The 14,056-nt window shown below is 65.7% G+C and carries 8 protein-coding genes; 2 read left to right on the forward strand and 6 right to left on the reverse strand.

The window, feature by feature from the left end; translation table 11 throughout:
• Nucleotides 1–31: 31 nt before the first annotated feature.
• The 6 genes from JAB4_RS14710 to JAB4_RS14735 are packed head-to-tail and all read right to left on the reverse strand — an operon-like array spanning nt 32 to nt 7,196.
• Nucleotides 32–1,825: an MFS transporter gene (locus JAB4_RS14710; RefSeq protein ID WP_070223659.1), complete on the reverse strand. Its 1,794-nt coding sequence runs from the start codon at nt 1,823–1,825 to the stop codon at nt 32–34.
• A gap of 50 nt (nt 1,826–1,875) precedes the next feature.
• The gene (locus tag JAB4_RS14715) at nt 1,876–2,970 is read right to left on the reverse strand and encodes an N-acetylglucosamine-6-phosphate deacetylase (RefSeq protein WP_070223657.1); all 1,095 of its coding nucleotides are present in this window, start codon (nt 2,968–2,970) and stop codon (nt 1,876–1,878) included.
• Nucleotides 2,971–2,973: 3 nt separating this feature from the next.
• On the reverse strand, nt 2,974–3,741 hold the full coding sequence (locus tag JAB4_RS14720; RefSeq protein ID WP_070223655.1) for a DeoR family transcriptional regulator: 768 nt from the start codon (nt 3,739–3,741) through the stop codon (nt 2,974–2,976).
• Nucleotides 3,742–3,776: 35 nt separating this feature from the next.
• Complete coding sequence (locus tag JAB4_RS14725; RefSeq protein WP_217494186.1) at nt 3,777–5,120, reverse strand: D-tagatose-bisphosphate aldolase, class II, non-catalytic subunit; 1,344 nt, start codon at nt 5,118–5,120, stop codon at nt 3,777–3,779.
• On the reverse strand, nt 5,120–6,073 hold the full coding sequence (locus tag JAB4_RS14730; protein WP_070223653.1) for an ROK family protein: 954 nt from the start codon (nt 6,071–6,073) through the stop codon (nt 5,120–5,122). Before JAB4_RS14730 ends, JAB4_RS14725 begins: the two co-directional genes overlap by 1 nt.
• Nucleotides 6,060–7,196: an SIS domain-containing protein gene (locus JAB4_RS14735; protein ID WP_070223651.1), complete on the reverse strand. Its 1,137-nt coding sequence runs from the start codon at nt 7,194–7,196 to the stop codon at nt 6,060–6,062. Before JAB4_RS14735 ends, JAB4_RS14730 begins: the two co-directional genes overlap by 14 nt.
• Before the next feature lie 357 nt (nt 7,197–7,553).
• On the opposite strand from JAB4_RS14735, the gene JAB4_RS14740 reads away from it, so the two are divergent.
• Together JAB4_RS14740 and JAB4_RS14745 are read left to right on the forward strand one after the other, a co-directional pair.
• On the forward strand, nt 7,554–10,904 hold the full coding sequence (locus tag JAB4_RS14740; protein ID WP_227741958.1) for a TIM-barrel domain-containing protein: 3,351 nt from the start codon (nt 7,554–7,556) through the stop codon (nt 10,902–10,904).
• Between the two features lie 97 nt (nt 10,905–11,001).
• Nucleotides 11,002–13,962: a TonB-dependent receptor gene (locus tag JAB4_RS14745; RefSeq protein ID WP_070223649.1), complete on the forward strand. Its 2,961-nt coding sequence runs from the start codon at nt 11,002–11,004 to the stop codon at nt 13,960–13,962.
• The last annotated feature ends 94 nt before the right edge of the window (nt 13,963–14,056 follow it).

Genomic DNA, 14,056 nt, shown 5'->3' on the forward strand with positions numbered 1-14,056 from the left:
AAAGGAGACTGCTACAGTTGGTTACTCGGGCTTACTTGGAAAAGTGCGCCTCGATCTCTTCCAGGGTCTTGCCCTTGGTCTCCGGCAACAAAAACGCGGCCGCCAGGAAATACAGCACGGTGCAGCCGGCGCCGAAGAAGAACAGGGTCGAATAACCGTGCAAGCCCACGGTCGGCAGGAAGATGGCGGCGATCACGGTCGAGACGAACTGGTTGACCAGCAGGGCGATGCTCATGCCGTTCGAGCGGATGCGGGTCGGCATCAGCTCGGACAGGGCCAGCCACACGCACACGCCCGGTCCCACGGCAAAGCTGGAGACGAACACGCAGATGGCGATCGCCACCAGCCAGCCGTGCGTGGACGGGGGCACGGGGCCCAGGCTGGCCTTTTCGATGCGCAGCGGCGCCTCGCGTCCGGCGGCCGGGTCGGCGAACGGGTTCAGGTGCAGCTTGCGGAAGAACACGCCGATCACGCTGTCGGCCTGTACGGCGTCTTCGCGGGCGATCGTCACCTGGCGCAGTACGGGGTCGTCGCTGCGCAGGCTTTTCACGTTGGTGAACGGACCGTAGGCGTAGGCGATGGTCAGCTGCTGCGGCGTGCCGTCGGCGGCCGCGCCCAGGGCCGTCAAGGTGGCCGCATCGAGGTGCACGGCCAGGCCGTCGTTTTGCACCTGGGCGGCGATGGCGGGGCGCACGTCGGCCAGGTTGGCTTCGGCGCCGCGGAACAGCAAGCCGGCCGCCAGCAGCGAGACGACGATGCCGCCCGTGCCCAGCATCAGCAGGAACTTGCGGCCCTTGCGGTCGACCAGCAGCACGGCCACCACCGTCATCACGGCGTTCAGCACTTTCAGCAAGACGTCCGCCATATTGGCCGAGGCGCCCGACAGGCCCGCCTGGTTCAGGATATTGACGACATAGGCGAGGATGGAATTGATGCCCGTCGCCTGCGTGCAGGCGAGGATCAGGCAGGCCAGCAGGAAGGGCAGCACGTAGCGGCGGCTCAAGAGCGGGTCTTTTGCCCTGGCATTGCCGCTGGCCTTGGCCGCGTTCTCGGGCGTATCGAGCATTTCGCGCAGTTCCAGGTCGGCGGCGGCGGGCAGGCGCGTGCGCAGCAGCGACTGGCGCGCCTGTTCGACGCGGCCGCGGCGCGCCAGCCAGCGCGGCGACTCGGCCAGCAGCAGGGCGCCGATGGTGAATACGAGGCCAGGCGCCAGGCAGACCCAGAAGATGCTGCGCCAGGCGTGGTCCTTGGCGGCGAAGATGGCGGCGATGCGGCCCGCTTCCGGCAACGACTGCGCCGCCTGCGTGGCCGTTTCCACCGTCTGCGCCTGCAGCAGGCCGATCAGGGCGGCCGCTACCAGGCCGATGGTCAGCAGCAGCTGGAACAGGGCGGCACCGCGCCCACGCTGTTGCGCGGGCAGGCATTCGGCCAGGTACAGGGGCACGACGACGCCGATCAAGCCGCCGCTGATGCCTTGCAGCAGGCGGCCTAGCAGCAGCGGCGTGTAGCCGTCGGCCAGGGCGATCAGCGGGATGCTGGCGCTGAACAGGGCGCCGGCCAGGAACATCACCCAGCGCCGGCCCAGGATGTCGGCCAGGGCGCCGGCGAACAGCGACGACAGCACCGAACCCAGGAGCACGGCGGCGACGATAAAGCTCAGCTGCTGGGCCGTCAGTTTCCAGGCCACCGAGGCCGTCGATTCCAGGTAGGGCAGGGCGCCGGCGATGATGCCGATGTCTATGCCGTACAGCAATCCCCCCATGCCGGCAATAAATAGCAGGTAGCGCATGGCCCACACGGGGCCCTTGTGTGACGTGTCGTGCATGGTAACTCCGGGACGGGGTTGAGGTTGGGGGCTGGTTCTAGAGACGGAATCTAGCGGGTGGAAAGATCGATGGCCGCGCCTTCGACGAAGACGGACACGGGCTGTAGTGTGGAATCGAGGACGACGATATCGGCCCAGGCGCCCGGTGCCAAACGGCCCCGTTCGGATTCGCCCAGGTAATCGGCCGGGTACAGCGACAGGCGGTTCGAGGCGTCGGCCAGGTCCAGGCCCAGGTCGACGAAATTGCGCAGGGCCTGGTCCATGGTCAGCACGCTGCCGGCCAGCGAGCCCGTGGCCAGGCGCACGCAGCCCATGCATTTGTAGACGCGCTGCGTGCCCAGGCCGTATTCGCCATCGGGCATGCCGGTGGCCGAAGTGGCGTCCGTCACGCCGTACAGGCGCGGGATGGCGCGCAGGGCCGCGCGCAGGGCGCCCTTGGCCACATGCTGCAGGTCGGGGATGATTTCCGCGTATTCGGCATGCGCCAGCGCCGCGCCCACCATGCCGGGGTCGTAGTGCGTCATGCCCGTCATGCCGTTGTACAGGTGGGTGAAGCCCGAGACGCCGGCCTTGAGCGCCGCCACGCCTTCGTCATACGTGCCGGCGCTGTGGCCGATCTGCACGCGGATGCCCATCGCCGCCAGCTGCGGGATCAGTTCCAGGTGACCGGGAATTTCCGGCGCCATGGTCAAGACCTTGATCGGGGCGATGGCATGGAAGCGCTGCACCAGCGCCAGGCTCGCCTGCACCACGTCGGGCGGCTGCGCGCCCAGGCGGTGCAGGTTCAAAAACGGTCCTTCCAGGTGCACGCCCAGCATGCGCGCGCCGTTGGCGGGACGTTCGGCGATAACGCCGGCCAGTCCTTGCAGCGCGCGCACGATCGACGGCTCCTTGGCCGTCAGTGTGGTGCCCAGCAGGGCCGTGGTGCCGTGGCGCGCATGCACCTGCGCCACCGTGGCGCCCGCGTTTGCGCCCTCCATGATGTCGACGCCGGCCGCGCCATGCACGTGCAGGTCGATGAAGCCGGGCAGGATGGTGAGCGCGCTGTCGGCGGCAGGGTCTTCCTGTATCTGGACGATGCGCTGGTCAAAAGTGATGGTGCCCGTGATCCAGCCAGATGGGGTAAGGATTCTGCCGCTCAGCATGTGTTATTCCGCTATAAAAAGTTCGATGCCCAGCTTGTGCAGCCCTTCGCGGTATTCCTGGCTGATGCTGGCATCGGTGATGACGGTATCGACGCGGTCCAGCTGCACGATGCGGTGCAGGCTGACGCGGCCGAACTTGGAGGCGTCCGTGAGGACGATGATTTTCTTGGCCCGTTCCACCATCTTGTGGTTCAGGCTTGCTTCCGCTTCGTGGTGGGTGGTGACGCCGAACTGCAGGTCGAAACCGTCCACGCCCAGGAACAGCTTGTCGAAGCTGTAGGCCTGCAAGCAGGTTTCGGCCTGGCTGCCCTGGATCGACAGCGACTGCTTGCGCAGCAGGCCGCCCGTGAGGATCAGGTCCACGCCGGGCGCGTCGGCCAGTTCCCACGCGATGTTCAGGCCATTCGTGGCCACCGTCACGCCCGTCGCGTCGCGCAGATGGCGCGCCAGCGAGATGGTGGTGGTGCCCGAGTCGATGATGATGTTGTCGCCCGGTTCCACCAGCCGCGCCGCATAGGCGCCGATGCGCTCCTTCTGCTCGTGGTTGATGGCATCCTTCTGGCGTATCGTATGCTCGGGCGGCGGCGTGCGCGTCAGGGTCGCGCCGCCGTGGCTGCGCGTGGCCATGCCTTGCGCTTCCAGCGCATTCAAGTCGCTGCGGATGGTGACCGCGGACACGCCGAGCTTTTCCACCAGATCGGTCACCTGCACCGAGCCCTGCTGGGCAAGCATTTGGAGGATGGATTCACGGCGTTGGCTGGTATTTCGCATGGTGGCGGGCTCAGTAAAAAATGAAAATACCGAGCTTAACAGATTGCCGCTTCGGCAATGACGGCCACTGCCGCATTGCGGTTGCAGGCGCGCGCATATTGCGCCAGCAAGCTGCCGATCTTGTGCTCGATCAAGGCTGGCGCTTCCGCTTTCAGGCTGCCCTGCACCACGGCCAGATACTGTTCCGGCAAATGCTGGCTCAGCAGCGGCAGTGGAATCGCCACGGCATCGAGGTTGGCCAGCAGCTTGCCGACGGCGGCCGCCACTTCCGGCTCGCCCCAGTAATAGCGGCAACGGTCGCTCAAGCCGTAGCGGCGCATCAATCGCTGTTCTTCCGGCGTGCCCAGGTAATGCTTGATCCAGTTTTTCGGCTTGGCCACCATCACGTCGTCGAGCACCTGCATCAGCTGCGAGGTGGCGTGCGCCGGCAGCAGTTCTTCCTCGATCTGGCACAGGGCGAACAGTGCCTCGCGCAGGGCGAAGGTGGCGGCCGGGCCCACTTTCAGGATGGCGAAATGGTCGCGCACCATGGCGTGCAGGGCCGATTCGCGCTGGTAGTCGGTCGAGTGGGCTTCGAACACGAGGCCAGGCTGCTCGGCGACAAAGGCCGACAGTTCGGCGGCGGCCTGCGCATCGTAGTGCTGGATGCTGCTCTGGTCGAAATCGACGCCCGGCTGCACCACCATGGCGATGACGCGGCGCCAGGCGTCGTGCAGGCCGTTGTCGAGGAAGGCGCGGCAATGCACGTCGAGGGTGCGGCGCGCGGCCTGCGGGCTGGTGACGGCGCCGGCCTGCGCCAAGGACGCTTCGCCGCCGGGAACCGGCACTTCCGTGCCGATCACGTAGACGGGCGGCGCGAAGCCGGCCGCTGCGGCCGCCGCTTCGGCGACGATGCACAGGCGCGCCGAACGGGCGGCCACGGTTTCATCGTCGAGCTGCAGGGGATCATCGGCACAGCGCATGCTGCAATCGAGGTGGATTTTATGGAAGCCGGCCGACGCATACGCGGCGATCAGGGTCTCGGCGTGGGCCATGGCGGTGGCCGCGTCGAGGTGCTGCCAGGCGTTCGGACCCAGATGGTCGCCGCCCAGCACCAGGCGCTCGGTCGGGAAACCCTGTTCCCGGGCCAGTGCCAGCATGGTGTCGCGGAAAACGTTTGGTGTCATGCCCGTGTAGCCGCCGAACTGGTCGACCTGGTTCGAGGTCGCTTCGACCAGCAGCACGGTGTCGTACTCGCTGGCCACGCGCATGGCGGCGCGCAGCACGCTCGGGTGGCTGCAGCAGACGGCGTACAGGCCCACGCGCTCGCCGCGGCGGTGCGCCTTGATCACTTGCTGGATGGGCGACAGGGTAAAAGTCGGGTTTTCCGCTTGCTTCATCATGTTGACGCCTTTATATGTTGTCGTATCAAAAGGGCCGCGCCGCGCGCGCCGCCGGCGTCGCCAAAGCGGGGCGGCAGGATGGGCGGCACGTGCACGCCGGGGAACAGGTGGCGCTTCACGGCGGCCGGCAGCTTGTCGTACAGGTGCGGCAATTTGGACAGGCCGCCACCGAGCACGATGACGTGCGGGTCGTAGGCCAGCACCAGGCCGGCCAGGGCGTGGCCCAGCAAGTCGAGGTGCACGGCCACCGTGCGTTCGGCCACGGCGTCGCCCATGTTGGCGCGTGCCACGATGGCCAGCGGTTCGGCGCCATCGCCGCCAAAGTGCGCGTGAAGTTTGCTCATGGCGGGGCCGGAAACGTAGCGTTCCAGGCAGCCCGCCTTGCCGCACGGGCAGGCGTAATCGATCAGGCCATGCTGCGTCAGCAGGGTGGCGGGCAGGCTCCAGTGACCCCATTCGCCGGCCACGCCGTTAAAGCCGCGCAGCAGCTGGCCGCCCACGCAATAGCCGCCGCCGGCGCCCGTGCCGAGGATGGCGCCGAACATGCTGGCGGCATGGTCGGCCGCGCCGCCTTGCGCTTCCGACAGGGCGAAACACTGGCAATCGTTGCCGATGGCGACAGGGCGCTGCAAGGCTTGCTGCAGGGTTTGCGCCACCAGGCGGCCGTTCAGGGCCGGCACGTTGGAGCTCAGTTGCCGGCCGCTGGCGCTGTCGATCACACCGGGTAAACCGATGCCGACAGGCGCCGTCGTGCCCAGTGCCGCGTCGCCGCGCGCCACCAGGTCGACGATCGCCTGCACGAAGGCGCTAAAATCGTCGCCCGGCGTGGCGACTCTCTCGCGGAACATTTCGGTCAGTGCGCCGTCGCGGTCGGCAAAGGCGACCAGCTCCATCTTGCTGCCGCCGATGTCGATGCCGTGGTAGCCGGCCGTGTGATTAGAATTGGTCATGGCCATAGATGGTGACGCCCTGCACGACACGGTTGACGATGCCGCCGGCGAATGGATTGTCGGGGCGCAATTGCAGCAGCGCGGACTGGTGCAGCGCATATTGCTGGGCCATCAGCAGCCACAGCGGGGCCAGCCAGGCGTCGGGCCAGGCCGGCGCGTCGGCCGACAGGTCGCCGCCGATGCCTACCGTCAGGCACGTCTGCGCCACGCTGTCGCGCTGCAGCTCCTTGAGCAAATCATATTCGTACTGGCGCGCCAGTGGCTTGCTGCTGCGCAGCAGGATCACCAGGGACTCCGTGGTGACGGCCGATTTCGGGCCATGGCGGAAACCCAGCGGAGTATTTGCCATCGCCATCACGCGGCCGCCCGTCAATTCCAGGATTTTCAGGGCCGCTTCCTTGGCCAGCGCTTCCAGCGGGCCGCTGCCCAGGTAGACCACGCGCTGCACGGGTGTCGAGCCCAGGTCCGCCACGGGGGCAGACCAGTCGCGCAGGGCGTCTTCGCCCAGCTGCGCCAGGGTCTCCAGGCGCGCCACGTCGACGTCCTTGCCCAGTACCGACAGGGCCGCCAGCAGCATGCTGCTAAAGCTGCTGGTCATGGCGAAGCCGCGGTCGCAGCTGCCTTCCGGCATCAGCAGGTTATACGTATTGCTGTCGTTGGCGCCCTGGCGCGCCAGCTTGCCGTCGGCGTTGCAGGTGATGTTCAGGAAGCGCGCGCCGGGCACGACCTGGCGCAGCAGCTCCACGGCCGCCAGGCTTTCCGGGCTGTCGCCGCTGCGGGCAAACGAGACGAGCAGGGTGGGCGCATCCGCTTCCAGGTACAGCTCGTGGTGCGTCAGCAGGGTGGTGGTGGCGATGGCGCGGATCTGCGCGGGCCAGGCGGCATTCAGGGTGTCGACGGCGATTTCGCCCACATACGCCGAGCTGCCGGCACCCGTCAGGATCACGCGCTGCTGTGGATGGGACAGCGCATCGCCCAGAAAGGCGGCCAGGCTGGCTTGCTCGCTGCGCAAAATGCCGGCCAGCGCGCGCCAGATGGCGGGCTGATGGGCGATTTCCTCGGCCGTGTGCAGGCCGCCGATGTCGCGCCAGGTTTGAATGTCACGCTGAAGAAGGGTAGTCATGAGAGGTCAGTAAAGTGTTTGTTGGAGAAAGCATAAATACTAAATTTCGAAAAGTCAAATACGAAAGTAAAACGAAAGTAAATAGTTGTGTGGCTTGCGAAATAATGGCGTCGAACTGGTGCTTTTCTGGACATCAATCATGTTGCGCTGCCGCATGAAACCCAGTCGTGCCGCCGCCTGTCGCTGAAATGCCACGATAACGAAAGTATGTTTTGTGACATTTTGGTGAAACGTAAGAAAAATGCGCCAATTCTGGGCATTTTATTAATAAATCGGTCCAGGAACTTTCTTTTGATTGACGATATTTATTTTTCTTCTTAAAGTATTTCCATCACTTCGATTTCTGAAAGCCCGCAGATGAAACCTCTCCCGCTTCCCCGCCGCGCCCTTGCCGCCTGCGTTCTCGCCGCCGTTGCCACCCTGGCCGCTCCTGGCCTGCAAGCCGCGCCTATCGGCAATCTGCAGTCGCTCTCCGCCGTGCATGCGGCCGACGTGGCCAAGGGCGAGGCGCTGGGCTGGGATCTGCGCAGCGACACGGGCATGCAGCTGCGTATCAGCCTGCCGCAGGCGGACGTGTTGCGCATCCAGGCGGGCGGCAAGGGGGGCTTGACGGGTCCCGGCGACAAGGCCGCGCCCATCGTCGTGGGCCAGCCCGCCGCACAAGTGGCATACGAGATCAGCGAGCATCCCGACCATATCCTGATCAGCACCGAAGCCCTGAACCTGCGCATCGACCGCAAACCCTTGCGCCTTACCTTGTACCGCATGGGCGATGCGGTGCCGCTGTGGCGCGAAGTGCAGCCGCTGTCGCTCGACGACAAGCAGGGCGTGCAGGTGCTATCGAGCTTGCCGGGCGAGCGCTACTTCGGCGGCGGGCAGCAAAATGGGCGCTTCGAATTCAAGGGCAAGCAGGTGCCCGTGTCGTATTCGGGCGGCTGGGAAGAGGGCGACCGGCCGAATCCCGCGCCATTCCTCATGAGTTCACGGGGCTGGGGCATGCTGCGCAATACCTGGTCCGACGGGCACTACGATTTGCGCGACAAGGAACAGATCTCGCTGCAGCACGCGGAAGGGCGCTTCGATGCGTATTTCTTCGTCGGCAAGGACTTGCGCGACGTCGTCGCCCGCTACACGGACTTGACGGGCCGCGCGCGCATGCTGCCCCGCTGGGCGCTCGAATACGGCGACGCCGATTGCTACAACGATGGCGACAACGTGAAAAAGCCCGGTTCCGTGCCCAAAGGCTGGAGCGACGGCCCCACCGGCAAGACGCCGGACGTGGTGGAAACCGTGGCGCGCCAGTACCGCGAACACGACATGCCGGGCGGCTGGATCTTGCCCAACGACGGCTATGGCTGCGGCTACACGAACTTGCCGGAAACGGTGAAGGGCCTGGCCGGCTATGGCTTCCGCACGGGCCTGTGGACGGAAAACGGCGTCGACAAGATCGCCTGGGAAGTGGGCCAGGCGGGCAGCCGCGTGCAAAAGCTGGACGTGGCGTGGACGGGCAAGGGCTACCAGTTCGCCATGGATGCGAACAAATCGGCCTACGACGGCATCCTGAACAACTCCGACAGCCGCCCGTTTTTGTGGACGGTGATGGGCTGGGCCGGCATCCAGCGCTACGCCGTGGCGTGGACGGGCGACCAGAGCGCCAGCTGGGACTACATCCGCTGGCACATTCCGACCCTGATCGGCTCGGGCCTGTCCGGCCAGGCGTATGCCTCGGGCGACGTCGACGCCATCTTCGGCGGCAGCCCGGAAACCTATCTGCGCGACTTGCAGTGGAAGAGTTTTACGCCCGTCCTGATGGGCATGTCCGGCTGGGCCGCGGCCGAGCGCAAGCATCCGTGGTGGTTCGAGCAACCGTACCGCGACATCAACCGCCGCTATCTGAAGCTCAAGATGCGTTTGACGCCGTATATGTATACCCTGGTGCGCGAAGCGGAGCAATCGGGCGCGCCGCTGGTGCGCGGCCTGATGTGGGATTATCCGCAAGACCCGGCCGCCTACACGGAAGCCTATAAATACCAGTTCCTGCTGGGGCGCGACGTGCTGGTGGCGCCCGTCTACCGCAGCCAGGCCGTCAGCGGCGGCTGGCGCAAGGGCATCCACCTGCCGCAAGGCACGTGGTACGACTACTGGGATGGCCGCCAAGCCACGGCGGACGCGAAAGGGCGCGACCTCGATCTCCAGGTCACGCTGGACAAGCTGCCCGTGTTCGTGCGTGCCGGCGCCATCCTGCCCATGTATCCGGAAATGCTGTACGACGGCCAGAAACCGAAGGACCAGCTGACCCTCGATATCTACCCGCACGGCGATTCCGAATACACCCTGTATGAAGACGATGGCAACACGCGCCAGTACCAGGGCGGCGCCTTCAGCCAGCAAGTCATCCGCATGCGCCAGACGGGCGGCGACGTGCAGGTCGACATCGGTGCCGTCGATGGCAAGTACCAGGGCCAGGAAGCGCGCCGCGGCTATGCGCTGCGCATGCTGGCGGGCCAGCGACCTGCCGCCGTCAAGGCGGGCGAACGGCTGCTCGCGGCAGCCGCCGACCGTGCCGCCTACGACAAGGCGCTTGATGCCTGGTATTTCGACGCGGCAGACCGGCAAGGCACCCTGCACGTGAAAGTGGCGGCGCAGGACATCCGCCAGCCCTTGACCATGCAGGTGGCCGGCGCGCTGGCCGTGGCGCGTATCGATGCCGACCTCCCCGTCGCCCCCGTGCCGGGCCGCGCCTTGCCGGCCGACGCCATGCAGGTGGTGTCGCGTCCTGCGGAAGAAAGCGGCTATCCGCTGGAAAACGCCTTCGACGGCAAGCCGGAGACCTGGTTCCGCACCGTGCGCAGCCCGTCCGTGAAAAGCGGTCCGCATGAATGGGTGATCGGCTTTACGGAGCGCCGCCTGGTCGATGGCATCGAACTGGCGCCGCGCAACGACCAGCACTGGAAGCATGGCCAGGTTCGGGATTACGAAATCTACATCGGCGACAACAACGGCGAGTGGGGCGCGCCGCTTGCGCGGGGCACCCTCAAGCTGGAACAGGGCGTGCAGACGATCAATTTCCCCGCCACCGCCGGACGTTTGCTGCGCTTCCGCGTCATGAGCACGCAAAATCCGGAAGGCGATGGCGCCGCGTCCACCGACCCGATGGTGACGGCGGCGCAAACGGGCCCGGTGGCGCGCGCGTTCGACGCGGCGCTGGCGACCGACGTGGCGCCCGTGACCTTGTCCGAATTCCGCGTGCTCGAGCACCGCGTGGCCGAAGGAGAAGAGGTACAGCGCTATCTGTCGGACCTGGCGCTGCCGAAGACTGTCGCGAAAGACCGGCCGGCCGGCAAGGCCGCCGAGATGCGCATGAACGGGCTGTGGTTCCGCAAGGGCCTCGGCGTGGGACCCGCCAGCCGCATCGACTTGCAGCTGGCGGGCAACTGGAATCTGCTGCGCGCCGACCTGGGCGTGGACGATAGCTGCCGCAGCGCGGGCGGCTTGCAATTCCAGGTCTGGAGCGGCGAGCGGCTGCTGTACGACAGCGGCCTGGTCACGGCTCCCGGGGTGGTCAAACCCGAAATCGACGTGCGCGGCCTGAGCCAGCTCAGTTTGCGCACCCTGGGCGCGCGCGGCGCCCACCCGGCCCAGGTCTGCGGCAACTGGGCCAACGCCGTCCTGACCGGCACGGAGGGCGCGACGGTCAAGCCGCGCTAACTACTTCAATTATTTCACCAAAACGAGCCCCTCTTCGGACCGGGGAGGGGCTCTTGCAGCCTGACGAAAACAAATCACTTATAAAAGGGAGATGGGAATGCACTTGAAAAAACTGATGTCCGCCATGGTGGCGGTCGGACTTGGCTCAACCGCGTTGGCGTCGACGGCGCTGGCAGCGGAGGAGGAGAAACTGGCGCGCGTCGAAGTGACGGGTTCCAGCCTGAAGCGCATCAACGCGGAAACGGCGTCGCCCGTGCAGGTGATCAATGCCAAGCAGATCGAAAACATGGGCGCGCTCACCTTGCTGCAGGTGCTGGACAACCTGCCTGCCGCCCGTCCTGCGCAGCAGGATTTCCGTTCGATGTTCACCGGCTCCGATGGCGGCTCGCAGGCGAACTTGCGCGGCATGGGCGCGCAGGGCACGCTGGTGCTGCTCAATGGCCGCCGCCTGTCGTTCTATGGCGCGCCGGCCGGTTTCCAGACCATGTTCGTCAATATCGACGCCATTCCCGCCGCCGCCATCGAGCGCATGGAAATCCTCACCGATGGTGCGTCGGCCGTGTATGGCTCCGATGCCGTCGCCGGCGTCATCAACGTGATCACCAAGAAGTCGTATCAGGGCCTCGAGGCGCGCGCCAACGGCGAGTTTTCGCCCAGCGTGAAAGCGTACGGCGAGCGCCAGGCCAGCGTGCTGTATGGCGTGGGCGACCTGGCCAGCGACGGCTACAACGTCTACGGTTCCGTCAACGTCTACCAGCGCGACCGCATCGCGCTGGCCGATACCTGGCAGAAGCGCCCCTCGTATTTTTATGTGAACAATCCCAATTTCATCCCGAACATGCGCGTGGGCGTGGGCAGCGAGCCGGGCGTGATGAATCCGGGGACCTTCTTTGTCTTCGACAAGGCCAACAACAATGCCCGCACCCAGCGCGCCGCACCCGGCTGCAACAACAGCATCACCGAAGCGTCGGGCACGCGCTGCGTGTGGAATGCGCTGCCCAACCAGCTCGATACGGGTCCCACTTCGGAGCGCGCCACGGCCTACTTGAGCGGCCGGCTGAAGCTGGGCGGCGACATGGAAGCGTTCGCGGAAGGTGCGTTCACCCACATCAAGATGCGCGGCGAGAATGGCCCGTCCAGCTTCAACAGCGGCAGCACGAACAACTGGTTCGCGCGCAATACGGGCACTACCCTCAATACCTTCGCCACGCCTTTCCTGAGTCCCAACAACGTCTACCTGAAGGGCAAGCTCGATGCCGACATGGTGGCCAAGATGGGCGGCGCGGCCGGTTTGAATTACCTGCTGCAGGATGCCACGGGCCACTTCGGCCAGAAGAATGTCGATGAAAACTACCGCGCGCTCGTCGGCCTGCGCGGCAGCATCGGCGGCGGCTGGGATTTTGAAACGGCGCTCAGCGTGGCGGGCAGCCATTCCACGCTGTTCCAGACGGCGAACCTGAATATCAATGGCTTCAAGCAGGCGTTCGGCCCGTTCACGAAAGATCCCGTCAGCGGCCGCACGTATATCTCCGACAATCCCGCCTACAAGTTCGGCGAAATCAGCGAAGCCAATGCGGCGCTGCTGCGCGCCGCCTATCCGACCTTCGCCATCGAATCCTGGACCAAATTGATGACCTGGGACGCCAAGCTGGAAGGCACGCTGTTCAAGCTGGGCGAGCGCGAAGTGCGCGCCGCCGTGGGCACCAACGTCATGCGCGAGAGCTTCCTCACGCCCGGCAACGCGGATGCGGCCAATGGCCTGATCACGCAGCAGGGCGGTTCCTGGTTCGATGGCAAGCGCACCATCGCCGCCGTGTTTGGCGAAGTGGTGGTGCCGCTCAGCGACACCCTGGAAGTCAACGCGGCCGCGCGCCTGGACAAATACCCGCATTTCTCGGCCAACCTGGCGCCCAAGCTGGGCGTGATCTGGCGCGCGCGGCCCGACCTGATGCTGCGCGGGACGTATTCGGAAGGCTTTCGCGCGCCCAACCTGGCTGAATCGGGCTCGGGCGGCGTCTTTGCCCAGGTGGGCGGCATCCGCGACACGGTGCGCTGCGATGAAACGAATGCCATGGCGCGCGCCCTGATGAAGTCCAGGGTGGCGACGGATGCGGACCTGGGCAAGAGCCTGCTCAATTCGAACTGCTCGACGACGGTAGGCGGCCTGACGCCGCCGAACCAGAACCTGCGTCCGGAAAAGGCCAAAATTTCCACCGTGGGCCTGGTCCTGCAGCCGGCCAAGGACGTGAGCATCTCCATCGATTACTGGTTCATCAACCGCCGCGACGAGATCGTGCGCCAGGACTTCAACGAACTGTTTACGGAACTGGTGGACAAGTACGGCCCGACCCTGGCAGGTACATCGAGCGCCATCCGCAACGACCTGACGGACACGGACCGGGGCAATATGGCGGCGGTGGCGGCCATGTGCGCCAATCCCGCCAATGCGGGCGTGTGCGCGGGCGGCGTGCCGGGCTACTCGGTGGGCAACCTGGGCGGCTTGATCAACTCGTATTCGAACCGCGGCCGCACCCTGATGGACGGCGTGGACATCGACGCGCGCACGCGCTTTACGCTCGGCGACTGGGGCAAGCTGAGTACCGGCATCGCCGCCACCATCCGCAAGCGCGACACCCACGACAGCGAAGACGGCAGCGACATCAAGGGCAATACCGTCGGCTACTACGATTCGCCGCGCTACCGCGCGACAGTCAACGCCGACTGGAGCTACCGCAATTTCGTCAGCAGCGTCTTCATCAACTATTCCGGCAAGACGCGCTGGGCCTACGGTCCGTGGGACAAGGACAACACGCCGGAAAATTGCACCGCCGCCTCGGTATCGCTGCCGGCCGGCCAGTGCAAGGGCGCGCCGTCGTACACCACGGTGAACCTGGCCTTCAGCTGGAAGCCGCTCAAGAACCTGGACGTGGGCTTGAATGTGAAGAACGCGTTCAACAAGCAGCCGTACTACGACCCGAACGGCTGGGAAGGCTACAACCATAGCCAGGACCTGTTCGGCCGCCAGTTTGCCCTGTCGGCCAGCTACAAGTTCTTTTAAGACGTGACGCCGCCCCGGCCTGCCAGCGGGCCGGGGCGTTGTCATGAAAAGAAAAAGACAATATTCCGAAATGCACAATACGAAAGATAAACGT

The sequence above is a fragment of the Janthinobacterium sp. HH102 genome (assembly GCF_001758625.2).
Taxonomy (GTDB): Bacteria; Pseudomonadota; Gammaproteobacteria; order Burkholderiales; family Burkholderiaceae_D; genus Janthinobacterium.